The organism is uncultured Mailhella sp., from assembly GCF_944324615.1.
Taxonomy (GTDB): Bacteria; Desulfobacterota; Desulfovibrionia; order Desulfovibrionales; family Desulfovibrionaceae; genus Mailhella.
Window position 1 is genome coordinate 1 of the sequence record NZ_CALUWY010000012.1, and the last position, 24,607, is coordinate 24,607.

At 55.5% G+C, this 24,607-nt stretch carries 21 protein-coding genes and 2 tRNA genes; 14 read left to right on the plus strand and 9 right to left on the minus strand.

From position 1 onward, the window contains the following. The first annotated feature begins 2 nt into the window (after positions 1–2). Positions 3–77, plus strand: a tRNA-Gly gene (locus Q0K07_RS04510). A 45-nt stretch (positions 78–122) separates the two neighbouring features. Then, positions 123–197 (plus strand) — tRNA-Gly (locus tag Q0K07_RS04515). Between the two features lie 157 nt (positions 198–354). Here the strand turns inward: Q0K07_RS04515 and Q0K07_RS04520 are convergent. After that, the gene (locus tag Q0K07_RS04520; RefSeq protein WP_294557045.1) at positions 355–552 is read right to left on the minus strand and encodes a hypothetical protein; all 198 of its coding nucleotides are present in this window, start codon (positions 550–552) and stop codon (positions 355–357) included. A 521-nt stretch (positions 553–1,073) separates the two neighbouring features. Between Q0K07_RS04520 and Q0K07_RS04525 the strand changes: the two genes are divergently transcribed. Next, positions 1,074–1,799, plus strand: coding sequence for a hypothetical protein (locus tag Q0K07_RS04525; protein WP_294557048.1), 726 nt, complete (start codon positions 1,074–1,076; stop codon positions 1,797–1,799). Positions 1,800–2,665: 866 nt separating this feature from the next. Here the strand turns inward: Q0K07_RS04525 and Q0K07_RS04530 are convergent. The 6 genes from Q0K07_RS04530 to Q0K07_RS04555 form a co-directional block, all read right to left on the minus strand. After that, entirely contained in the window at positions 2,666–3,055 is a 390-nt protein-coding gene (locus tag Q0K07_RS04530; protein ID WP_294557051.1) for a hypothetical protein, read from the minus strand. A 362-nt stretch (positions 3,056–3,417) separates the two neighbouring features. Beyond that, complete coding sequence (locus Q0K07_RS04535; protein WP_294557054.1) at positions 3,418–6,636, minus strand: HsdR family type I site-specific deoxyribonuclease; 3,219 nt, start codon at positions 6,634–6,636, stop codon at positions 3,418–3,420. A 1-nt stretch (position 6,637) separates the two neighbouring features. Beyond that, entirely contained in the window at positions 6,638–7,783 is a 1,146-nt protein-coding gene (locus Q0K07_RS04540; protein WP_294557057.1) for a restriction endonuclease subunit S, read from the minus strand. Next, positions 7,770–9,404 carry an N-6 DNA methylase gene (locus Q0K07_RS04545; RefSeq protein ID WP_294557060.1) on the minus strand — a complete coding sequence of 545 codons (1,635 nt, stop codon included), beginning with the start codon at positions 9,402–9,404 and terminating at the stop codon, positions 7,770–7,772. The genes Q0K07_RS04540 and Q0K07_RS04545 overlap by 14 nt, the downstream gene beginning before the upstream one ends. A gap of 170 nt (positions 9,405–9,574) precedes the next feature. Next, positions 9,575–10,864, minus strand: a complete 1,290-nt coding sequence (locus Q0K07_RS04550) for a type I restriction-modification system subunit M/S (RefSeq protein WP_294557063.1) — start codon at positions 10,862–10,864, stop codon at positions 9,575–9,577. A 28-nt stretch (positions 10,865–10,892) separates the two neighbouring features. Beyond that, complete coding sequence (locus Q0K07_RS04555; protein WP_367178866.1) at positions 10,893–11,072, minus strand: hypothetical protein; 180 nt, start codon at positions 11,070–11,072, stop codon at positions 10,893–10,895. A 664-nt stretch (positions 11,073–11,736) separates the two neighbouring features. Here Q0K07_RS04555 and Q0K07_RS04560 point away from each other — a divergent pair. Beyond that, entirely contained in the window at positions 11,737–12,222 is a 486-nt protein-coding gene (locus Q0K07_RS04560; protein WP_294557066.1) for a thermonuclease family protein, read from the plus strand. 233 nt (positions 12,223–12,455) lie between these two features. On the opposite strand, the gene Q0K07_RS04565 is transcribed toward Q0K07_RS04560, so the two are convergent. After that, the gene (locus Q0K07_RS04565) at positions 12,456–13,637 is read right to left on the minus strand and encodes a hypothetical protein (protein WP_294557069.1); all 1,182 of its coding nucleotides are present in this window, start codon (positions 13,635–13,637) and stop codon (positions 12,456–12,458) included. A 265-nt stretch (positions 13,638–13,902) separates the two neighbouring features. On the opposite strand from Q0K07_RS04565, the gene Q0K07_RS04570 reads away from it, so the two are divergent. The 10 genes from Q0K07_RS04570 (at position 13,903) to Q0K07_RS04615 (ending at position 23,322) form a co-directional block, all read left to right on the plus strand. Further along, positions 13,903–14,088, plus strand: coding sequence for a hypothetical protein (locus Q0K07_RS04570; RefSeq protein ID WP_294557071.1), 186 nt, complete (start codon positions 13,903–13,905; stop codon positions 14,086–14,088). 309 nt (positions 14,089–14,397) lie between these two features. Next, positions 14,398–15,123, plus strand: a complete 726-nt coding sequence (locus Q0K07_RS04575; RefSeq protein ID WP_294557074.1) for an amino acid ABC transporter ATP-binding protein — start codon at positions 14,398–14,400, stop codon at positions 15,121–15,123. Positions 15,124–15,176: 53 nt separating this feature from the next. Next, on the plus strand, positions 15,177–15,998 hold the full coding sequence (locus Q0K07_RS04580; RefSeq protein ID WP_294557077.1) for a transporter substrate-binding domain-containing protein: 822 nt from the start codon (positions 15,177–15,179) through the stop codon (positions 15,996–15,998). A gap of 49 nt (positions 15,999–16,047) precedes the next feature. Continuing rightward, entirely contained in the window at positions 16,048–16,770 is a 723-nt protein-coding gene (locus tag Q0K07_RS04585) for an amino acid ABC transporter permease (protein ID WP_294557080.1), read from the plus strand. Beyond that, entirely contained in the window at positions 16,767–17,468 is a 702-nt protein-coding gene (locus Q0K07_RS04590; protein WP_294557083.1) for an amino acid ABC transporter permease, read from the plus strand. The genes Q0K07_RS04585 and Q0K07_RS04590 overlap by 4 nt, the downstream gene beginning before the upstream one ends. Positions 17,469–18,114: 646 nt before the next feature. Further along, a complete protein-coding gene (locus Q0K07_RS04595; RefSeq protein ID WP_294557085.1) occupies positions 18,115–18,963 on the plus strand; it encodes a glycerophosphodiester phosphodiesterase family protein in 849 nt (282 codons plus the stop codon). Between the two features lie 105 nt (positions 18,964–19,068). Beyond that, positions 19,069–20,385, plus strand: a complete 1,317-nt coding sequence (gene ugpB / locus Q0K07_RS04600; RefSeq protein WP_294557088.1) for a sn-glycerol-3-phosphate ABC transporter substrate-binding protein UgpB — start codon at positions 19,069–19,071, stop codon at positions 20,383–20,385. A 62-nt stretch (positions 20,386–20,447) separates the two neighbouring features. Continuing rightward, positions 20,448–21,341, plus strand: coding sequence for a sn-glycerol-3-phosphate ABC transporter permease UgpA (gene ugpA, locus Q0K07_RS04605; RefSeq protein WP_294557091.1), 894 nt, complete (start codon positions 20,448–20,450; stop codon positions 21,339–21,341). A 24-nt stretch (positions 21,342–21,365) separates the two neighbouring features. Beyond that, positions 21,366–22,211, plus strand: a complete 846-nt coding sequence (gene ugpE / locus Q0K07_RS04610; RefSeq protein ID WP_294557094.1) for a sn-glycerol-3-phosphate ABC transporter permease UgpE — start codon at positions 21,366–21,368, stop codon at positions 22,209–22,211. A 19-nt stretch (positions 22,212–22,230) separates the two neighbouring features. Further along, positions 22,231–23,322, plus strand: coding sequence for an ABC transporter ATP-binding protein (locus tag Q0K07_RS04615; RefSeq protein WP_294557096.1), 1,092 nt, complete (start codon positions 22,231–22,233; stop codon positions 23,320–23,322). 250 nt (positions 23,323–23,572) lie between these two features. On the opposite strand, the gene Q0K07_RS04620 is transcribed toward Q0K07_RS04615, so the two are convergent. Beyond that, complete coding sequence (locus Q0K07_RS04620; RefSeq protein WP_294557098.1) at positions 23,573–24,580, minus strand: TRAP transporter substrate-binding protein; 1,008 nt, start codon at positions 24,578–24,580, stop codon at positions 23,573–23,575. Positions 24,581–24,607: the final 27 nt, after the last annotated feature.

The following is a 24,607-nucleotide window of genomic DNA, read 5'->3' on the forward strand; positions in this document are numbered from 1 at the left end:
ACGCGGGAGTAACTCAGTGGTAGAGTGCAACCTTGCCAAGGTTGAAGTCGCGGGTTCAAATCCCGTCTCCCGCTCCACGAACTTAAAAAAGGCTTACCACGCAGTAAGCCTTTTTTCATATTGCGGGCATAACTCAACGGTAGAGTGTCAGCTTCCCAAGCTGAACGTTGCGGGTTCAAATCCCGTTGCCCGCTCCAGATATTTCAAGGGGTTATAAGTGATGAGCTTATAACCCTTTTTCGTTATGGCCTTCCATCCGTCGAGAGAGCAGAAGCGAGCAAAACAGCCCGCCAGGCGGGTGGCCCCCAAAACGGTTATAGCTGACAAAACACCTTTTCGATAAGACGGCGTTATTCATGCCCCCGGCCTCATCGAAAAGGTGTTTTTTATGGCGCATTGAAAATTGAAGGATGCATGACGACGGATCATGTCCATATACCCATGACTGATGATGCCGAAGTATGCGACATCATCAGTCATGGGTATATGGGGGGTAAAAGTTCCCGGATGATTTTTGACGGATTTTCCCCGCTGAAATAGAAGCATGGCCATAGAAGCTCCTTGAGCATGGGGCATGACAACAGCAGACTTGAACGAAGCGACAATCAGAAATATAGGAAGGGAGCAGGATGGAGAGGATATCATGCTCGATAAGAGAGCGTCCCCCAAATCCGTCCAACGCGAGCCAGGAAAAGCTTCTTCAGGAGCAGGCTACGAGCCAGATGACACGGGCTGTCTTGCACCTTGGAAACAAGGACAGGGCGCAGGCCTGTGTAATTCAAGCCGGATCCTAAGGCGCGAGCAGGTAACAAGCTCTTGCGGGGCTGGACAATCCACCCGTTTTACGGGCTATTCTGGCTTTTGCAGAAAAAATCATATTCAATATATGCAATGAGTTGCTAAAATTAATGACATGGCATCCATCAAAAACAGAGGAATATACAACCATCTTATCCCGGAACGTACCGTGTACATGCATATATGCAGACTTTTTTCATTATAGCTGTTGACAGCTGCAGGTTATCGGTATACTCTATAAAAAATTTAAATATTAATTATAACAGGTGGTTATAATGGCATATCTCTATGCGCGATATTTTTGTATAGACGGTGGCGAACATCAAATCGAAGACTTCCACGACGAAAACTATATGGAGGAAACCGGAGGAAGTCCCTGCATAGAAATGGCTCATATCAACGGCGGCATAGGCTTCTGGCAGTATGCCGTGAGCGAAGATGACGTGGACGATCCTTCGGAGCTGAATTACTATCAATCTGATATCAACGGTCAGCTTCTCATAGGCCAGGATGCCCTCGCTGAGGCTGCCAGAACATACTTTGATAATGTCGCCGACCACCTCAAAGAGATTGCCTACTATTCCGTTAATGAGACGGCCGACGTTCTGTCCGAGATAGAAGCGTCGGCGAGCGAAGTTTTCGGAGAAGACTCCTTCCACATGGAAGTAGAAACGGGCGTGAACCACATTCTCGCCGTGGACGAAGACGAAATCGAGAACTTCGACCTTGATAAGTTTCATATCATCTGGGTGATGTATAAGCGTTGCGAAATCGACGATTCGTGGGTACGCCTGCTTCCCCTGGAAGAGTTTGAACCCAATGCGGAGTACGCCACCGTTGACGAGGCTATGGAAGCGGAGGCCATTGACAGTTTCTACGGGCTGGACATAGAAGCTATGCCGAAGGAATATCGCGATAATCCTGAACTGATCCATGACGAGCTGTGCGATGAATTTCTTGATGACTTCGAACAGTTCGGCTACGTTACCGCGTTGAAATAACGTCTCCATTCCCTGGCCGTGCTCTGCGTTCCGTCTTGAAACGGGCGCGAACGATGCTTTGCAGCTGTTGAGCGTAAGGGAGATTCCTTGCATTCCACAATTGAACGGCCCGTCCCCCTGCCGCTGCCACAAGCGATGGCAAAGAGCTTCGTCATGTGAACCCTTCCACGAACGCCATATAAGCTCCCCTGCAAAAAACGACGGGAACGCCATCTGTCACGGGAGCAGACAGGCCGAGGATGAATCTCTTTATTTCAAAAGAGAGAATACGCTGGAGAATGCCATACAACAGCCCCATGCCAGGAATGACAGCTCTTCGCCTTGTTCTCAGGACAAGCCTTGCACCGGCATTGCTTCCCCCGGTAGAAATCCGCAGAGATTAAAAAAGACGTAGAAGTGCGATACGCCCTTCCGCTCTTTCCTCTCAGCTGCATTCCAGCATCACGGAGTACCTTTGTTCTTCATCCTTCGGTATGGGCACATCGGAATGCCTGCAGCCCTGCGACATCGCATCTGGCCCGATGGTCCGGATCGGCATCATGAAAGAAACGGAAAAATCGTCTCGAATCACAGGGGCTGGGAGCTTTCCCGCAACGCCCTGCAGCTTTCGCCTGATGTCCGGCCCCCCCGTTGCGACAAATGCGTCAAGCATCACCGTGGATGCTTCCGAAGCGGAGTTCTGGAAGGACTCCCCGTGTCCATGAGCGGGTGCAACGGCACCTTCCACCCCTGCGCCTCAGAATTAAACTCCCCATTCTACGGATACGGCGACATGGAGCGCCTTTTTCACAGCTGAGCTACAGGCAACTCTCCCGCAAAAAACGTGAGGAGAGGAAACAGACAAGAAATTCCTGTCGGTAAACAGCTCACACTTGGAGCACGTTCCCGATTTCCATCTGGTAATCGTGCATGGGGTGGCGCTTACTCTTCCACCTGAGCGTCCTGCCATGCATACTCCCGAAACAAAGCTCGTTGCCTGCCTCGGACGCCCCTTCCGTTCCGCCTTTATAAAGGTAAATCCTGCCGGACTGACGCCGCCAGCACTTCGGAAGCATACCGTTCGTCGTGAACTCAGGGCTGAATGCCACAGATGTACGGACGGAGCTTCCATAGCCGGTAAAGGCTATGCTGGCCAGAATCTCACTGAACCTGCTGTCGTTGAGATTGCACTGGGCAAAGATTTTTGTGAATCCTTCCTTGACGACCCAGCAGCTGTCGTTGAGCGAAAGCCCTCTGCTGACCTCAATGATGGCCATTGTGCTGTTCGTGGATAACCCGGCCTTTGCCAGAAGCGAATGAACGTAGGCTCTGTTTTGGGGAATCTGTGTTCAGCCAACGGGCAAGACCGCTGTCCGTCGCTTCCATACCAAACGACAGCAGCGACAGTGTATCCTGATCCGCATACGTTATGAAAACTTCGGGGGACTATCTCCGTTCTCCTCGGCGGAGAACCGGATCAGCTCCCTGTCGAAAAGCTTCAAGATATAGTCTGCCCATATCTGTTCCGTATTGCTTCTCTGCTTATCAGGATACATGTATCAAGCAGCAGTGAACGAGTGCTCCATGCTCTTCCTTTCTTTGACCGGTAGTCATTTTTTTGCGCGCATGGGGCACACGCCTATGCCTGATGCGCCTTGAAGTTCTGAACCTGTTCAAGTACCCGCTCATACACCTCTTCCTTCCATTCCGGGGGATAGCCATTTTTATAAAGAAGTATAAGCAGCTCACTGGACAGCTTGCTTTTCAGGTTGTCGTTATTCTGCCAGTCGGCATATACGGATGTCTCGTCAACACACGTTTTGATCTGTTTTGCAAGTTCAATACATTTCTCATCGGGATACTCGAAACCATGCCGGTCTCTCGTATCACACAATACATCATAGAAAGCTTTTTCCTCAAAGGAAATCCCCAGATCCCTGAACTTCTGACCGTCTTCCTTAATATGCTGAAACAGCTTTAAAAGTTCATCCGTGAGCGAATTTACTTTATCGGTCACGACCTGACTGATGGAATTGACGGCATCTTTGGCAACGTCATTGGCGAAAGAAAGGTTATCGCGGGTGTTGTAGTCGTTTATGGTTTTCTGAAGCAGATGATCAAAATAATCTGCCCTGACCTTATTGGTCTTTCCATACTCGCGTATGGCCTGTTTGAGCAGTTTGACCATAAGCTGGAACTTTGTGAACGGAAGTTTCACATCGGAAAGCTCCGTCAGGAAGTCTTCACCAAAAATATCTTCCTCGCCCTGGGATTCAAAAACATTCTCCACACCTGAACAGTTAATGGCCTCCTTCACCATCTGTTCAACAGCTTTATTCATGGACGTCACATCATGCACGGACGCCGTCATTTTATTGACGAAAGTACATAGTCCCATGAAGCACTGGGACCACTCTGCCTCTTCCTGACTCAGAAGTCCCGCAGGATTGCAGATATCAAAGGCGCTGTGGAGACGTTTGACATGCCCTCTGAACCTGGTCAGATACGAAGGCTTACCTTTTACCGGAATATCTCTGGCCAGCAGGTATTCAGCTCCGTTCTGAAGAAACTGAAGGCGTGCAATGGGCGTTCCCTGGAAAAACGGTGCAAAGTTCAACGCCGGCGTGAGATCACGGAGTATTTGAAGCTCGTTCTTCAACACTGCATGAGCTTCTTCCAGATCGTCCTTCTGGTTTTCTTGTCCGGAATACTGCTTCATCGCACTCTTCATATTTCCGCGAATACCGAAATAATCTACAATATAGCCGTATTCCTTATCCCTGTAGCGCCTGTTCACACGGCTGATGGTCTGAATAAGGGTATGCTTCTGCAACGGCTTGTCGTTATAGAGAACAGTAAGCGGCGGTGCATCAAAGCCCGTTATCCACATGTCGACAACAATGGCCACATGAAAATTGGACTTGTCATCCTTGAAAGCGGTATCCAGTTCCCGGCGGTGGGAGGCATCGCCCAGCAGGGCATACATGTCCTTGGGATCATCCTTTCCCCGCGTGGCCACCATATTGAGAAAACAGACCGGCTTTCTTTTTTCCAGTTCTTCCGGGGAAAGCCTTGTTTCATCGAGAGCCTTCAGAGGTCTGCACCAGTCCGGCCGCAGTTCTTTCATGATAATGTAGAGCTTGTAGGCTATTTCTCGGTCGTAACAGGTTATCATGGCCTTGAGGACTCTATCGGGGGCATCTTCACAACGCTTTTCATAGTCGGCAATAACGTCCGACGCCAAGCGCCGCAGCCGCCCTTCGTCGCCAAGAATGACCTTCATGCCGCTCATGGCCCGCTTGCTCTTGTCCACATCCTCCTGCGTTGCGCCCTCGGTTTCGCACTGGCGGTAGTATTCTTCGATCTGCCTGGCCTGCTCATCGTTCATGAAGACGCGCGGCAGCCTGGGATCATAGATGATAGGCACGGTAATGCCGTCTTCCTGCGACTGCTTCATGGTGTACATGTCAACGATCTGCCCGAACACATGGACGGTCTCGTCAATGGGGGTTCCCGTAAAGCCGACGTAGGTAGCCTGCGGCAATGCCTGACGAAGATGGCGGGCAAAACCATAGGAAAAAAACGCTCCTTTTTCTTTGTCGCCATTTCGGAACTTGAGCTTGCTGCCGAGGTTATTCTGCGTTCTGTGCGCCTCGTCACTCATGCAGATGATGTTGGAACGGTCGCTCAGAAGTCCTGTGCTTTCGGTAAATTTTTGAATGGTCGTTACATACAGCCCGCCGCTTTTCCGCAGAGCCATTTCCTTCTGGAGATCTTCACGGCTTTCAAAAACCTGAACGGCGTCGTCCAGCAAGAACTTCTTGGCATTGCAAAAAAGCTTTCCGGCCTGTGTTTCAAGATCTTCTCTGTCAACGATGATAAGAATCGTCGGACTTTCCAGCATGGAACGACAGCGCAGCATGAGCTGTCGAGCCAGAAAAAGCATGGTAAAGGTCTTTCCACAACCCGTTGCGCCAAAATACGTTCCCCCCTTGCCGTCGCCGCCATGACTGCGCAGATGTTCAACGATATGGTCTCTGAGCTTGCGTGTGGCAAAGAACTGCGGATAGCGACATACCACGGCCAGCTCATTCTGTGATACGTCCGGCAGGTACACATAGTCGCGGACTATTTCAAGGAGTCGCGCGGGAGACAAGGCACCCTGCACAAGAGTTTCAAGTTCATGCAGCCCCTGCCCCGCCTCGTCCTCGTTCTCCACCTTCTTCCACGCATAAAAGTATTCAAACGGGGACGTGATAGTACCGATGCGGGATCGACCGGCATCGCTGATGCAGGCCACGGCGCAGTATTTGAGCAGTTCGGGAATATCCCTGCGGTAGCGTACAGTAATCTGCGTGTGTGCAGTGTAAAGGGTGGCGTTCTCGTCGGTGGGATTCTTCAGCTCCATGATGCAGAGCGGAATGCCGTTGACGAAAAGAAGCACATCGGGAATGCGATGCGCTGTTCCCTGAACCATGTCGAACTGATTGACGACCCGAAAAATATTTTCTTCGGGATGTTCAAAATCAATGTAATGCAGATGAAAAGGCGGCAGGCCGTTGGATGGCGTGACGTCACAGCCGTTCTGATAAAGCCGGACGGCGTTGCAGAAGCTGTGATAGTCGGTAGCGCCGCCGACGTTGCGAATATTGGCGATGACGGCAGAGAGGTCATCGGCAGGCAGCCTTCCGGTGGAAACGTACTTTGCGGTAAGAAAATCCCTGAGATCGTCTTCCAGCAGGGCTTCCGTCACTTTCCGGTGCAGCCCGTCCCCGGAGGTATACGACCAGCCTTCCTGCTGAAGCATATCCACAAGCGCCTGCTCGAATTCGCTTTCATACAGCTTGCCGCCGTTCATCTCAGTCGCCTCCTCTTGCTGCGTACTGAATCAATGCAGGACAAATTTCCCTGCTCAGCCTGTCGGCCTCCTCCGCTATGCGCTTTGCTTCCGCAGCGCAACGATAAACCTCGACCAGCGCCTTCTGAACAGACAACGGCGGAAGGGGAATACTGACACGGCACATTTCATCAAAATTGAAAGTTTCACGTGCACTTCCCCAGGAATTAAAACGTGCATAACGGTCAAATTCTTTTTGCTGAAAAATAAGAAATAAAAATTCTGGTAATAATTTCTCTGTATTAGTTACCCTAAAAACTTCATAGGAGGAAGAAACAATGTAAGTTTTATTTGTTTCATTATAGGCTAAAGAAATTTTTTCTCCATTTCTGGAAGTTACTGTAACAAATCCAAAATATTGAGGTTTTACAAGTTTATATGGCTCAAGAGATACTCCTGTCATATCAGCTTTAGTTTCGATAAATTTTTTTTCAATACTAATGCCCATAACAGCATCTATTAAATAATTATTTTGTCTATTTCTATCATCACTCTGCTCAATATAATCCCCTATTGCTACTGCTTCATACTCCTTTTTCATTTCATGCAAGCGACTGCGGCACAAGGCAAACAGCGGTTCGGCCAAGGCCTCGTTCTGTTCCTTCATAGTGCGAAGTGCTTTCCATGCAGCGACAAGTTTTTCCTGTTCCTTCAACGAAGGCAGGGGAATCCTGACCCGGCACATGTTTTCCCAGTTAAAAAACTCGGTGGCACTGCCCCAGGAATCCCAGCGGACATAACGGTCAAATTCATCACACAAAAAAATTAAATACAGATACCAGCTCGACAATATGGCAGCCTTATCCGACCGAACGCGAAAACACACATAATCTTCCGTAAGAATATACGGTTGATCTGATGTATTGAAGCCTATACAAAGCCGATCGCCATGCCGATTAGTACGTCTATTAAAAACAAACTCATTATGTTCAACAATTAAAAATTTTTCCAAGGATCGTCCTTCAAGATTCGCTCGTGATGGAATAAACACCTTTTGACAGGTTACCCCACGAACATCTTTCAGACCAAATTTTAAGTTCCAGTTACGACGCTCCACTCGCTCAATATAATCCCCCAGCGTCACCACCTGAACATCAGTCTTTGCCATAGCCCAGCACCTTGAACGCTTCGAGAAGATTCTTCTGATTTTCCTGCTGACGCTCGACAAGCTCCCGCACCTTCGCTCCGGCGGTTGCAAGGGCCGTTTGGTAATCAAGCTCGGTATCCCTGTCCACAAACTCGATGTACCGGCTGGGCACAAGGCTGTACCTGTTGGCCGCTATTTCCTCTTTTTTCGCTGCATAATACAATTCGGGCTTCGCCCAGCCTTCCGCAGCTTCAGGCTTCGTCTGCCAGTCAAAATAGATGCCGCACACGGCTTCTATCTGCTCATGGCTGAACTGCACATATTTTTTTTCGTAAACATTACTGTTCCAGGTGCGCAAATCCACAAAAAGAAGCTCGTTGCTGCGGTCCCTGAGCGTGCGGCCGTTGCGGATTCCTCCCTTCTTGTTGTTGTTCAGAATCCAGAGCGTCACGCTGATGTCCGTGGAATAGAACATTTCGCGGGGCAGCACGATAATGGCTTCCACCTTGTCATTTTCAATGAGCCTCTTACGGATCTCCAACGTATCGCTGTCTTCAAGCGCTCCGTTGGCCAGAAGGAAACCGGCAATGCCGCGGGAAACATCCAGTTTGGAAAGAATATGCAGAATCCAGGCATAGTTGGCATTGCTCTCCGGCGGCACGCCGTAACCCTTCCAGCGGGGATCGTCCTTCAGTTCGTCAGCTCCGCGCCACTTCTTGAGATTGAAGGGAGGGTTGGCCATGATGTAGGTCATTTTTCTGTCGGGGTGCTGGTCGTTGCTGAATGTGGATGCCGGCTTGTCCCCCAGATGCGCGGAAATGCCCCGTACAGCAAGGTTCATCTTGGCCAGCCGGAACGTCGACGGCTCCGATTCCTGACCATATACGCTGATGTTTCTGGTGTTGCCGCCTCGGGCAGCCACCAGCTTCGCACTCTGAATGAACATGCCGCCGGAACCGCAGCACGGGTCGTATATGGTTCCGTCATACGGCTCTATGAGCGACGCTATCAATTCCACAATACTGTGGGGCGTGTAGAATTCCCCCTCCTCCTTATCGGCATTGATGGAAAACGCCTGAAGGTAGTATTCATACACACGCCCGATAAGATCCTTATCCTGGAAACGCTTCGGATCGATTTTATTGATGTCGTCCACGACGGCCTTGAGGTCTTTTGCCTCCAGCGCCACCTTGGTAAAAATCTGCTGGGGAAGCGCATTCTTGAGCGATTTCTGATCCCGCTCCAGCCGGGCAATGGCATTGTCGAAGGCCACTGCCATTTCGGAAGGATTTACCTGTATCAGCTTTTCCCAGAGACATTCATCAGGCAGATAAAAAATGCCTTCCTGCCCGTAAAAACTCGCCTGGGATACGATCATGGCAATGAGCTCAGCCGGCTCTCCCTTATGTTGCTCTTCCAGCGCTGCGCGGCGTTCCACAAATCTGTCGCCGATGAACTTGAGAAAGACAAGCGTCAGCAGAAGATCCCGCTTGTCCGTCATGGCGGCACGCCCACGCAGATCGTTGCGGCACGCCATGAGTATATCTTCCAGCCTCTCTTCCTTGGGAGTCTTGGGGGTTCTGGTTTTTCCGGGCTTTCCGGGGGTTGCGGGAGCAGCCTTTTCAGCAGCTTTTCTGGGCATGGCTTCTATCCTTTTCTATAAAAATCTCTTCAGCCAGTGTACGAACAAAAATACGGCAGCACAACGAGTCACAGAAGAAAGCTGAGAAACAGCCGGAAATTTCCAACGAACAGAACACATAATGTTTTCCGTGCCGGAAATTTCCGGAAAAATCTCTCGGAAACAGGCCGTCAATGACTGAGCGACCAGTGACGAGCGGCCAGCTCCCTGCGCTTTCTTTCCAGCTTTTCCATCTGTTCCGAGAGCGCAACTTCCTCTTCAAAGTCCCTGAGCATGGATTCCGCTTCTGCCAGAGGGGGAATCACGACCTCCAGCTGTTTCAGGTCCTTCATCTGCACCATGGGAACCGTGGCTCCGCAGGCCAGCTTTTTCAGAAGCTCCTGCCCAAGTTCCGACCGAAGATAGAGAAAAAGAAGACGCGGGTCATACTCTTTTCTCGCAGGTCGCAGAATAATGGATGCAGAACTGGCTATCCACGGATCATCCGTCGAAAACGCATCCGAAGCGATCGCCACCTTGCCGAGCGAACCGCGTATGCACAAAAGCACGTCACCGGGCTGAATGAGCTGATCCGTCTTTCCCCCATGTTCCACATAGGCCTCCGCCTGCGGCTCAGGCTTCGTATAGCCGAAAGATGAGAACTGCGCTACGTTCAGCACATTCAGCTTTTCCCCCTTCCTATCCTTATTGGAAAGCAGCGGACGGAAGAAATGCACGACATCGCCAAGCTTCACGGTATGAAAGTTCTCCAGAAGAGATCTGGCTTTCTTCTGCGCATCGGTCAGGCAGTGCGCAGAGGCAAGCAGGCTTGCATCCTGTAGTATCAGATCACGGGCGTCCACGGAAACACAGTCGGGATTCGTATAGTTGAGGGCTTGTCTGACATAGTCCCGCAGTTTTTCACGCTTCCCAGCCCGAACCAGTGCCTGTACCTCTTTCCCGTCAAGGCCACTGGCATCGATGAAGTTCACCATGCAGTCATGGCTTGCGGAGCTCCGGTCATTATCCAGGACAAGAATCGACACCCCCAGTGCCGTATATGGAAGAAGCCGTTCAGGGAGCATGATGGATGCCTCGACAGCGTTCTTTCTCAACAGTTCCTTACGGTAGCTGCGCAGCTCAATCCGGTTGGAAAAAAGTACATTGTGAAAAACAACAAGGTACAGCTTGTGCACGGAAGAGGCCAGGCTCCGCCGGATGAAGGAGACAATGGCCTCTTCCTCTTTCCTTGCGCCGGGAGGGGGAACTATTCCCACAAAAACAGAACACTCTTCCGCACGCTCAGGAGCGGGAATGTCGTCGGCTGTCCCCTCAAAACATCCCCGGAATCCCTGGCTGATAAACGCCGAAGTCAGCCCCGAATAGTGCGGACTGACGACGTGCACGATGTCCTTGTCAGCATCCAGAAGACTGGTCAGAATGGCAGGCAGTATGGGAGAAAGATCGTTGGCGTGCAGCATGGCAGATTCCTTTATGGTGATATGACTCTCAGAATTTATTCCAGGCAGTGATACAGGTATCATTTTCCACAACAACGGTGATTCCGCCCTTGTCGGCGATTTTCTTCAGGTCGGTCAGCATTCTTTGCAAGCGTGCAACAGCCTGCTCGGCCTCCTTTTTGTTCAGGGAGTAACGGTTGTTGTGGGGCGTGCCGAATTCCAGAGCCATGTCGAGCATATTCCTGTTGATGCCCCGCTGGTTCATCCTCTGGGATATGTGTCTTGTCATTTTCATAGTTTGACCATCCTACCAAAAGAGTACCGAGTACAAAAATATGTCCGCATAAAAAAATTTTAACAGCCTTCTCTTCCAGCCGTCGGAACCAGTATGCTCATATCCGATTAAATTGTCAAGAGCGAGTAAGAAAGTTTTTTCTACCATTATGATATCAGATAAAAAATCCCGACATGTCTTAATTTTTTATATTATATTCAACTGGTTAAAATAAATGTCCAGCAGAATGCAGCAGGGAGGGGACAAAACTCTCACCCCGCAGGGGGCATCTCTTCCGAATATCCCCCTGTAAGGAAGCCCTCTTGAGGATAACTCCGGGTCACAAGAAAATCCAGGGCGTATAAGCATCAGCCGCCCTGCATGATGCCGCCCCCTGCCTTTCCGGCCTTCCCCCTTCCGCATTCCCCCGGCCGGGCGGAGAGCTTCCTCTTGCCGCGCCCGCCCGCAACGTGATAAAATACGCCCTTCTGCCTCTGCCGGGCCTGCCGCAACAGGCCGGAAAAAACGGCAGTCATATCTGGCGGATACGGCCCTGCGGCACATGGCCGCATACGGCCGGGCCGGCGCCGGTTCTTTCCCAGCCTTCCGGAGGTTTTCCATGCTCTTTCCGCGCAGTATCGTGTTGACGCTGCTTCTTGCCCTTGTTCCCGCCGCCGCTTCGGCCTGGCCTGCTTCCATCATTTCCGTGCATGACGGCGATATCGTCACCGTGGCGCCCTGCGGCGACACCTCCACCCCCATCGTCATCCGCCTCTACGGCATCGACGCGCCGGAAACAAAGCAGAAAGGCGGGCTGGACTCCACCACCCTGCTGCGCCGCCTGCTGCCGGAAGGCAGTTCCGTGGAACTCATCCCGCAGGATGTGGACAGGTACGGCAGAACCGTGGCCATCATCATGGCGGACGGAAGCTGCATCAACGCCCGCATGGTGGAAGCCGGGCAGGCCTGGGTGTATTCCCGGTACTGCAGGGCCAAGACCTGCAAGAACTGGCAGAAGCTGCAGAAGCAGGCCCAGCAGAAGCGCGCCGGACTCTGGGAGGAAAAAGATCCCACTCCGCCGTGGAAGTGGCGCAAGGAAAAGTAAGGCATCCCCGCGCAGAGAAAAAACGCTTCGCCCTTGTGCCGCCGATACCCGAAGCCGCCCCGGTGCCAAAACACCGGAAGGCGCTTCTCCGTCCTCCCGCATGAGACAAAAGCGCCGTGCTTTTTGGCACGGCGCTTTTATTTCGCCCGAAACATCCCTGCGGCAAAAAAAGCCTCTATAAGGAAGGGCGCTGCGGGCTGTTTTGCAGCGTTACGGCCCCTCTTGCCGCGTCCTCACGGTCCTGTGACATGGATGATGCAGTTTTCGGGGAGAGCCTTCAGCAGGCCCTCCATGCGCGTGAGAAAGCGTTCGTAGACATTCACGGCTCCGGCAGGAAGCTCCGCTTCCGCAGGAGGCGCACCGGGCGGAAGCTCCCCTCTCCGTGCCTGCTCAAGGAGCCTTTTGCGCAACGGTATCTGCTGCCCGGCGCGCAGGGCTGAGATGGCGGTGCGGATGTCGGAAAGCATGGCCTGCACGGCGCTTCTGCCGTAATCGTTGCGGCCGTAGAAATCAAAGCCCTTCGCCTCCCATCCTTCACGCGCGTTGCGTTCCGGCTCGAAACGGCGTTCCCAAAAAGGCAGAAAATACGCTTCCAGCACGTTCTCATCCATGGAAAACGCCGCGTTCCGCGACACGCCGGCATCTTCAGGATCTTCCCCGCAGATCAGAAAGCCGTCGTCTTCCCCGCACCATCCGTGGCAGAGCAGAGGCTGATCCACACCGAGGGATGCTGATAAAACATGCCGATACGGCAGCAAGGCCGTCGCCCCGCCCGTGCCGAAAGCAAGCTCATACCAGCCCGAACCGTCCGACGTTGCCGTCAGCGTCTCATCCGGGGAAAAACAGAACACATACCTCACCACGCTCCCTTCCTTCTGGGAAGATTCCACACGGCCGCCGGAACAGACATACTGCCGCACGGCGGAGGATTCCTCCCTCAGGAAGATGCGCTGCAGGCTCCGCCCCGCAAGGTACGGCGTAAAAAGCAGCTCTGGGCGGAAATTGGGACGGTTCAGCCCTTCCGTGCAGGATGGAGGAATGAGATTCCATCCCATCCGGGCGGAAAGCCCCTCCCCGGGGTGAAATTCCAGAGCCGTGCCGTCGTCGAAATCCAGTATGAAGGGTTCGCACAGCATGACGCTGTGGGGAATGTTCAGAAAACGACGAAAGTCGCTCTCCCGTGCCGCCCCGTCTGGCCCCCGGTCGTGTCCGGACCTTTTTTCATATTCGCGGAAGGCCTCGCGCGTCATGTTCCGTGCCGCACCCACGACGCGCACGCCCTTCAGCCGCTTTTTCCTGAAATCCCGGGCATACAGCGCTTCCAGCACGGCATCCGCCCCCTCGTACACGGGGGCGGACCAGGCGTACCAGTCGAAACGCTCATGAAACTCGTTGTTGCCGAAACGCAGGGACATCACATTCTCCGTACCGGTGCCGGGCACCTTGCTGCTCCGCCGGGCGGAAGGGCGCGCCGCCTTCGCTGCCTCCGGGGAAAGCGCGCTTTCCGCCTTTCTGCAGGAACATTCTCCGGCGCATCCGTTGCAGGGCGGCCTTTCTCCTTCTCTTTCCCTGTCATGACAGAGAATGCGCCCCCGGGCAAGGGACCGGATGCACCGGAACATCCCTCCCCATCCGGGCTTTTTCTTCAGAAAAGCCGCAACTTCCCCGAAAGGACGGAGCATGCCTGCCGACGCCCTTTTCTGCCTCCGGCGAAGCATCCGCGGCATGCGCCGTGTGGGTGAAAAAGCACAAAGACATGAAAAATCTCTTTTTTGTCAATTCCTTCCTTTTCGCTCGGAAATGATGCTTCCCGCCTTTCGAAAAAATCCTTCCACTATTATTTTTTCAATAAAAATAGGCTATTGATTCCAGGAAAAACGCCCTTCTCATCACGCTTCATCCTCCTCTGCTCCGTCTGATGAGCGGCTTATTTTCTCTGCAACTTCACTTTCACTGAAAAAAAATGAAAGAAAACAACAGGACATTGTATTGTCATTACCTTATGAACATACAGTTTAAAAGAAGAAGAGCAAAAGGGAAAACATTATTGACAAATATTGAACCAGCTGGTATCTTTTTTACATTATTGTTAATCAACATTACGGCACTTAAGAAAAAAACAAAGGAAAACAGAGGGCTACGCAATATACACCTGCCTGCCCCGGGGAGAAAAACGTGATCAGGCTTTCCAATGTCCATAAATCCTTCGGCTCCCATGAAGTGCTCAAGGGCGTGAACCTGGAAGTGCGGGAAGGGGAAAAACTCGTCATCATCGGGCCTTCCGGCTCCGGGAAGTCCACCACGGTACGCTGCATGAACGGCCTGGAAATCCCCACCTCGGGCCATGTGTTCATCGACAACGTGGAACTGACCAGAAAAAACCGCATCGAGCTTGTGCGCAACACCTCTTCCATGGTGTTCCAGCAGTTCAACCTCTACCCGCATCTCACGGTGATGGGCAATCTCACCCTCGCGCCCGTGAAGCTCTTCGGCAAGTCGAAGAGCGAGGCGCAGGACATCGCCCGGCACTACCTTGAGGTGGTGGGCCTTGAGGAAAAGGCCCATGCCTACCCTGCCACGCTTTCCGGCGGCCAGCAGCAGCGCGTGGCCATCGCCCGCGCCCTGTGCAGCCAGACGAAGATCATTCTTTTCGACGAACCCACCTCCGCCCTTGACCCGGAAACCGTGCAGGAAGTGCTGAACGTCATGGTCAAGCTGGCGGGAGAAAAAAACATCACCATGGTCATCGTGACCCACGAAATGGGCTTTGCCCGTGAGGTGGCGGACAGGGTGATCTTCATGGACGACGGCACCATTCTGGAAGAAGGCACGCCCGAGCACTTTTTCGTAAGCCCCACCCATGAAAGGACAAGGCAGTTCCTGGGCAAGATCCTGCACTAGGAAGCTTTTTCAAAAAAACGCCATTCGGCATAACCTTCAAGGAGAAGGAAACGATGAGAAAACTGCACAACATAGGCAAGTTCCTGCTTTCCGCCATCGCCGTTCTGGGGCTGGCCGCCAGCGCTTCCGCCGCGACGCTGCCGGACGACGTTCAGGCCATCGTCAAACGCGGCGAACTCCGTGTGGGCGTAAAATCCGACGTGCCGGGCTTCAGCATGCAGGATCTTTCCGGTGAATACGCAGGCATGGAAGTGGATCTGGCGAAAAAGCTCGCCGAAGCCATGGGCCTCAAGCCCGACAAGGTATCCTTCACCGCCGTGACGGCCAAGACTCGCGGTCAGCTTCTGGATACCGGCGACATCGACATGGTGCTCGCCACCTTCACCATCACCGCCGAACGCAAGAACATCTGGAACTTCTCCTCCGCCTACTACACCGACGCGGTTTCCCTGCTGGTGAAGAAGAACGGCGGCATCAAGGGCTACGCCGACCTTGTGAACAAGCTCGTGGGCGTGGCGGAAGGCTCCACCTCCAAGGATGCCCTCATCGCCGCGGCCAAGGCAAACGGCGTCACCCTGAACGACACCGACAACATCCAGACCTTCCCCGACTATCCCTCCATCAAGGCCGCCCTCGACGCCGGTCAGGTGCAGGCCTTCTGCGTGGACGGTTCCATCCTTTCCGGCTACCTCGACCCGAGCACGGAAATCCTCACCACCGTCCGCTTTGCGCCGCAGGAATACGGTGTGGCCACCAAGCTTTCCAACAAGGGCCTGGCCGCCTTTGTGGAAGAGAACATCACCAAGTGGCTTTCCGACGGCACCATCGACAAGATCATCGCCGCCCACAACGTCGCTCCTTCCTTCAAGAAATAGGATTTTCACGGCGCGGCAGAAGCCGCGCCGCTCTAAGCAGGTTTGAACCGTGATCGAACAAATACTGTCCCCCGCCTGCTGGCTCGTCTTTCTGGCCGACTGGCACCTGTTCCTTCAGGCCTTCGGCGTCACCGTCATGGTGTCCATCGCCGCCCTGGCGCTGGCCCTGGCCCTCGGCGTCGTTTTCGGCGTCATGTCCACGTCGCACTTTCTTCTGCCGCGCAACGTGGCCCGCGCCTATGTGGAAGCCATCCAGAACACCCCGCTGGTGCTGCAGGCCTATGTGTTCTACCTCGCCCTCCCCTACATCGGGGTGATGATGGGCCAGGTGAGCGTGGGCATCTTTGCCGTGGGCATCTACCACGGAGCCTACATCGCCGAGGTGGTGCGCGCGGGCATACAGTCCATTCCGCGCGGGCAGTCGGAGGCCGCCGCCTCCCAGGGCTTCACCTATGTGCAGACCATGCGCTGGGTGATACTCCCCCAGACGGTGAAAATCATTCTCCCGCCTCTGGTGAACCAGATGGTGAACCTCATCAAGAACACCTCCGTCATCGCCCTCATCGGCGGCACGGATCTCATGAACCGCACCAACGACTGGGCCACCAGCGGGGCCAGCATCTACGGGCCCCCCTTCCTGGTATGCGGCGTGCTGTACTTTCTTCTGTGCTTCCCCCTGTCCACCTGGGGGCGGCGTTATGAGGAAAAGCTGAAGAAAAAGGACAGCCATGCCGGCGAAGAGCTCAGAAAAATAGAGGAAGAACTGTCGTGATCGAGGTCATTACCCGTACCTTTACGCCCGAAATACTCACCTATCTTCTGGGCGGCGCATGGCTTGTCATCGAGCTTTCCGTCGTCATCGTGATATGCAGTATTTTCTTCGGCCTTATTCTGGCGCTGCTGCGAAGCTACGACAAGTTCATCCTCGGCAGACTGGCGGGTGTGTACATCGAAATCTTCCGCAACACCCCGAACCTCATGTGGGTGCTCATCTGCTATGTGTACGCCCCCCTGCCCACGGCCTTTCTGCGCTGCGCATTCGCCTTCGTGCTCTTCACCTCGGCGACCATCGCGGAAATCATCCGCGGCGGGCTGAACTCCATTCCCCGCGGGCAGTTCGAAGCGGCCTCCTCCCAGGGCTTCAGCTTCGTGCAGACGCTCATCTACATCATTCTGCCCCAGTGCTTCCAGAACATCGTGCCCACGCTGCTCAGTCAGGTCATCACCGTGGTGAAGGACACCTCCTTCCTTTCCATGGTGGCCGTGGCGGAACTCATGTTCCGTTCCCGCAACGCCCTGGCGCTGCTGCCCCGCTACACGGGCCAGACCGTGGGCATCGCGCAGGTGGCCGTCATCTTCGGCTTTGCCGCGCTCATCTACTTCATCATCAACTTCTCGCTTTCCTGCATCGTCCGCCACATGCACAAGCGCCGCCATGCCCAGGCAAGGCAGGCGACGGCCCGGGCCTAGCAGAGAACCCATGCCGTGAACGGCCCGGTGCAGCGTGCGCTGCGCCGGGCTTTTTTTCGCCCGTGCGCCCGGGCCTTCCGACGGCTGGAATATGCCGGCAACTTCATGCAGCACGCCTTCCCCGCATCTCCCGGGCCTTCTTTTAAGGATGGAACCTTTCCCCCTCCGGCAAGGCCCCACGGCGGAGGGCGGCCGACAAGCCGCGCCCTTCCGCCTGCCGCCATGCAAGGCAGGCCCGCAAAAAAGGCCATGCCGCAGGGCAGAGGCCGGAAAGCATGTTCCCCCTCACCCTGAAGGGCGCAAAATGCACCTCATCTCTCTCATGCGCCCTCGGCCTTTCAACAAAGCCCCTCCTGCCGGAAAAAAGGCAGGGCGGCATGCACAACTTCCGCCCCCTGCCGCAGAAAAAATCGAAAAGAAGGCAAAGAGGAAAAAGGAACACTCTTGATAAAGAACATGATTTAAGATAATTACAGGAAACCCTGACTATTAGGGCGACATTGCATCCCTTGTGCCGTTATCCCTGACGTACAGAACCTGTCTTCTCTTTCCGGGGCCGCGTCCCCTCATGTTTCGCAGGCATTTCCGCCCGCGCTCCCACAGGCGTCCGCCTGCGGGAAACCCCTCATGGAATGGGATATCTGCCATGAAAAGCACCGTTGAACTGCATGCCCGTGCTCCCATGCCCCTCGTCATCGCCCACCGCGGCGCACGGGGACATGCCCCGGAAAACACGCTCACCTCGGCCGAACTCGGCCACAGCGTCGGGGCCGACCTCTGGGAACTCGATGTCAACTACACCAAGGATTACAAAATGGTGGTCGTGCACGACGATACGCTCGTGCGTACCACCAACGTGGAAGAAGTCTATCCCGGCAGAAATTCCTACCGAGTGTGCGACTTCACGCTGGAGGAACTTTCCCGGCTGGACGCAGGTTCCTGGTATGAAGGACGCGATCAGTTCGGCCGCGTGGCCGCAGGGGAAGTAAGTGCGGAAGCTCTCGCCTCCTTCAAGGGACTCCGCATCCCCACGCTGGAAGAAGCGCTGCTTCTTACAAAGCGCTTCGACTGGTATGTGAATGTGGAAATAAAAAACCACGAACACCTCATCGGTCATAATACCGTCACAAAAGATGTGTTAGACCTGATACGCCGCCTCGACATGGTGGATCAGATCATCATTTCCTCTTTCCAGCACCGCTACCTGGAAGAATGCCGCGTTCTGTGCCCCGAAATGGCCACCGGCGCTCTTGTGGAAAGGACGCGCCCGGCCGACCCCGTGGCGCTCTGCCGCCGCCTCGGCGTGAACGCCTATCACCCCGACAGGCTCATCCTTGCCCCCGGAGACCTTGAAGCGCTGCGCGACGCAGGCTTTGCCGTCAACGTCTGGACCGTGAACGACATGGATGAGGCAAAGGACCTGGTCGCCCACGGAGCAAGCGGCATCATTACCGATTTTCCGGCCGCCTGCCGCACTGCCCTCGGCAGAGGCTAGGCATGCCGGCCCTCCGCGCGGGGCTTTCCCCAGCGCGGAGCATCCCATCCGGGATTCCCCCGGGAACCCCAACCGGACGAAAACGTCCGCAAGGCAGGAGAACGTATGCGTTCCTTCCGATCCGTGGCCATGCTGGCCATCAGTCTCATGCTTGTGGCCGCCCCTGCGCAGGCCAAAACCACCATCACCTTCTGGCATGGCATGGGTGGTGAACTCGGTGAAATCACCGACAACATCATCAACGACTTCAACGCTTCCCAGGACAAGTACGAAGTCAAAGGCGTGTACAAGGGCAACTACGACGAGGCCATGACGGCCGCCATCGCCGCCTTCCGCGCCAAACAGCACCCCAACATCATCCAGATCTTCGAAGTGGGCACCGCCAGCATGATGGCCGCCAAGGGCGCCGTGCGACCCATCTGGGAAATCATGGAAAACGCGGGCACGCCGCTTGACATGTCCAAGTTCCTGCCCTCCGTGACGAGCTACTACTCCACGAGCGACGGCAAGCTCATCGCCATGCCCTTCAACGCCTCCACCACCGTTCTGTATTACAACAAGGACGCCGTGAAGAAGGCCGGGGGCGATCCGGAAAACTTCCCCCGCACCTGGCCCGAAGTGGCCGACCTCGCCCGCAAGATCAAATCTTCCGGCGCGTGCAAGTACGGCATGACCAGCGGCTGGCAGTCCTGGGTGCAGCTTGAAAGCTTCTCCGCCTGGCACAACGTTCCCTTCGCCTCCAACAACAACGGCTTCGACGGACTCGACACCGAACTTCTGTTCAACGGTCCCCTGCAGGTCAAGCACATCGACTTCCTCTCCCAGCTGAACAAGGAAGGCGTTTCCGTATATGTGGGCCGCAAGTCCGAAGCCATCAACACCTTCACCGCCGGTGAAGCGGGCATTCTCATGAACTCCTCCGGTTCCTACGCCGCCGTCAAGGCCGGCGCAAAGTTCAACTGGGGCGTGATGGTTCTGCCCTACTGGCCCGACGTGGAAGGCGCTCCCCAGAACACCGTGATCGGCGGCGCGGCCGTGTGGGCCATGGCCGGTCATTCCAAGGATTCGGAAAACGGCGTGGCCGCCTTCCTGAACTATGTGCTCAAGCCTGAAGTGCAGGCCGCCTTCCATCAGGCCACCGGCTATGTGCCCGTGACCCTCGAAGGCTATGAACTCACCAAGCAGCAGGGCTTCTACGACAAGAACCCCGGCACCGACGTGGCCGTGAAGGCTCTCTCCGACAAGAAGCCCACCATCAATACCCTGGGCCTGCGCCTCGGCAACTTCGTCCAGATCCGCAACATCATCGACGAAGAACTCGAAGCCGTCTGGTCCGGCAAGAAGAACGCCAAGGACGCCCTCGATTCCGCCGTGAAGCGCGGAAACCAGGAACTGCGCCGCTTTGAAAGGGCCAACCGCTAGGCACGCTCATCCGGGAGGGGCTCCGGCCCCTCCCCCTCACCCGCACACAAAAGGAGTTCACAATGCAGGATGAGCGTTATGCGTTCCGGGGCAAGAAGCATCTGATACTGCCCATACTCTTCCTGCTGCCCCAGCTCGTCATCACGGTGGTGTTTTTCTTCTACCCCGCCGGCGAAGCTCTGCTGGGGTCGGTATATATGGAGGATTCCTTCGGACTGTCCCGGGAATTCGTCGGACTGGACAACTTCGTCGTGCTCTTCTCCGACCCGGGCTATCTGGAAACCCTGTACCTCACCTTCATCTTCAGCATCGCCACCATCACCCTCACCATGGGCGTTTCCCTGCTCATGGCCGTCGTGGCCGACCAGGTGCATACCGGCGGCACGCTCTACAAATCGATGCTCATCATTCCCTACGCCGTGGCGCCGCCTCTTGCGGGCGTGCTCTGGCTCTTCCTCTTCAACCCCTCCGTGGGCGTGCTCTCCACATTCCTCGACGGACTGGGCTATACCTGGAACCACAAACTCAACGGCAATCAGGCCCTGCTTTTGCTCATCATCTCCGCCTCGTGGAAGCAGATTTCCTACAACTTCCTCTTCTTCCTCGCAGGCCTGCAGGCCATTCCCCGTTCTCTCATAGAAGCGGCCGCCATCGACGGCGCCAGCCCCTGGCAGAGATTCCGCAACATCATCTTCCCCCTGCTTTCGCCCACAACCTTCTTCCTGCTGGTGGTCAACACCATCTACACCCTGTTCGAGACCTTCGGCATCGTGCACGCCGTCACCCAGGGCGGGCCCTCCCGCGCCACGGAAACGCTCATCTACAAGGTGTTCAATGACGGCTTCATCGGGCTTGACTTCGGCGGTTCCTCCGCCCAGTCCGTGGTCCTCATGTTCATCGTCATGATCCTGACGTTCCTTCAGTTCCGTTACATCGAGCGCAAGGTCAACTACTAGCCGCAACAGGAAAAGGGATTCGTTATGGTAGAAAAGAAAGGACTGGGAAGGGCGCTGAGCCATGCCGTGCTGCTCTTCGGCGCGGCCATCGTGCTCTTTCCCCTGTATGTGGCGCTCGTGGCCACATCCCACAGTTACGACGTGCTCATAGGCTCCACCCCGCTGTGGTTCGGCGGGGAACTCATCAAGAACTTCACCACCGTGCTCACCCAGGGCCTCAAGGCCGCAGGCGGCATCCCCGTATGGGTCATGATGAGCAACAGCCTCATCATGGCGCTCGGCATTGCCCTCGGCAAGATCGCCATTTCCATCACCGCCGCCTACGCCATCGTGTACTTCCGCTTCCCCGGGCGCGAGCTGTGCTTCGTGCTCATCTTCATCACCCTCATGATGCCCGTGGAAGTGCGCATCGTGCCCACCTTCCAGGTGGCGGCGAACCTGAACTTCATCGACAGCTACGCCGGGCTCATCCTGCCGCTCATCGCCTCGGCCACGGCCACCTTCCTGTACCGGCAGATGTTCATGACCATTCCGCAGGAACTGCTCGAAGCCGCGCGCATCGACGGCGCCGGCCCCTGGCGCTTCTTCGTGGACGTGGTGCTTCCCCTTTCCCGCACCAACACCGCGGCGCTCTTCGTGGTGCTGTTCATCTACGGCTGGAACCAGTACCTGTGGCCCCTGCTCGTCACCAACCAGGAAAGCATGTACACCGTGGTCATGGGCATTCAGCGCATGGTGAACATTCCCGACGCCGTGCCGGAATGGAACCTCATCATGGCCGTGGCGCTTCTGGGCATGCTGCCCCCGCTTCTCGTGGTGCTCGGCATGCAGAAGCTCTTCGTCCGCGGACTTGTGGAAACCGAGAAGTAACCCGTACAAGGAAGAGACAATGGCAAACGTTCGTCTTTGCGATATCGACAAGACCTTCAATAAGAACAAGGTGCTTTCCGGCCTCAACCTCGAAGTTCCGGACGGTTCCTTCATGGTCATGGTGGGCCCCTCGGGCTGCGGCAAGTCCACCGCCCTGCGCTGCATCGCCGGCCTGGAGGAAGTGACCTCCGGTTCCATCTACATCGGCGACAGGGACGTGACGCACATGGAACCCAAGGACCGCAACATCGCCATGGTGTTCCAGAACTACGCGCTCTACCCGCACATGAACGTGTATGACAACATCACCTACGGCCTGAAGGTGCGCGGCATTCCCGCCGAAGAACGCAAACGCCGCGCCGAGGAGGCCGCAAAGCTCCTCGGACTCGACGGCCTGCTCACCCGCATGCCCCGGCAGCTTTCCGGCGGTCAGCGCCAGAGAGTGGCCATGGGCCGCGCCATCGTGCGCGAACCCAGCGTGTTCCTCTTCGACGAACCGCTCTCCAACCTCGATGCCAATCTCCGCAACCAGATGCGCATCGAACTGCGCCGCCTGCACCAGCGCCTTGCCACCACCAGCATCTACGTCACCCACGATCAGGTGGAGGCCATGACCCTGGCCGAAAAAATCCTCGTGCTGCGCGCCGGACACATCGAACAGTACGGCACGCCCGACGACGTGTACCTGCGCCCGGCCTCCGTGTTCGTGGCCCAGTTCATGGGTTCGCCTTCCATGAACATCGTACACGCCACCGCTGACGGGGGAGACATCATTCTGGCCGACGGCACGCGCCTTTCCGGCGTGCAGGCAAAGGACATCAACCTTTCCGGCAGAAAGGGCGACGTGCTGCTCGGACTGCGCAGCGAGGATCTGCTCTTCGACCCGGACGGCAATATCCGCGTCACCGTGGACATTGTGGAAGCCCTGGGCTCCGACACCCTGGCCTACTGTCACCCCATGGGCAAGGATGCCGCGGTGAAGAAGGATGAAACCATCATCGTGCGCCTCCAGGGCGCCCAGCGCCCCGCCTCCGGCGACGTGATACGCCTCACGGCCCGCCAGGGCCACGGCCATGTGTTCGATCCGGAAACGCAGCTGCGCTGCCTGTAGGCTTATCCGCCACCTGTAAAAAAAAACGGAGTCTCCCACGGGGAGGCTCCGTTTTTTCGTGCCCGCAGGCGCCCCTGCGGAGCGCTTCTTCCCGGAACGCATGCCTGCACGCGGCCCGGAAAATTCAGAAACCATGACGGCCCCGCTGCAGGCACTTTTGTGCAGCGGGGCCGTCTCACGCAGGCAGGAGCCGGAAAACACCGTTCATGCAACGCCATGCCCGGCGCAGCCCTGCCCTGTTGCTCCGTTCCTATTTGTCGGCAATGATGGCAAGCACTTCATCCACCAGTTCCTTGCCGCCGACCTTGTCATAAAACTCCGGCCAGATGGCGCGGGCTTTTTCCATCCATACCTTTTCATCCTTGAGCGGAACGATGACCATGCCGTGATCGAGGCACTGCTGACAGGCCTTCGCCTCCTGTTCCGCAGCCCACTTCCATTCATGCTCCACGGCCTGCTGGGCCGCCCTGTCCACCAGAGCGCGGGTGTTGTCGTCCAGCTTGCGGTACCACTTTTCGCTGACCAGAATGGGCCCCGTCCACACAAGATAATGCACGGGCGTAATGTACTTCTGCACTTCCCAGAACTTCTGCGCGCGGTTCACGGAATGAGGATTCTCCTGCCCGTCGATCACGCCCTGCTGAAGCCCGTTGAAGGTTTCCGTCCAGGCCAGGGGATGAGGCTCCACGCCCCATGCGCGAAACGCGGCAAGCTGCAGTTCCACGGCGGGCACGCGGATCTTCAGACCCTTGAGGTCGTCAATGGTGTGGATGGGCTTTTTGGAGTTGGTGATCATGCGGTAGTCGCCGTGCAGCCAGGCCAGCGGACGGGTATAGCTCTGTCTGGCACAGATGTCCGCAAGCTTTTTGACGAAGTCCCGGTTGGAAAACACCTTTTCCGCATCTTCCATGGTGGGGAAGATATAAGGCAGATAAAAAAGACCGGCCGCCGGAGCAAACGGCGTAAGGTTGCCCGTGGACATCTGCGCAAACTGAAGCTCCCCGTCGCGGCACTGCTTCACGTTCGCCTGCTCATCCCCCATGGAGCCGCCGTAATAAATGGTGACCTTGATGTTGCCGTTGGATTCCTTTTCCAGAATCTCCTTGAACTTATCAAGGGCCACGGCCTGAATCTCATCCCCCGCAGGGTTGGCGGTGGCCCCGCGGATGTGCATTTTCTGGTATTCAACGGCACTGACGCCGTTGACGGAAAAAAGAACGGCAAGCAAGGCGACGCCACAACAGGTGAAAAGCTTCATAACACGTTCTCCTTCTGTGTTCATTTG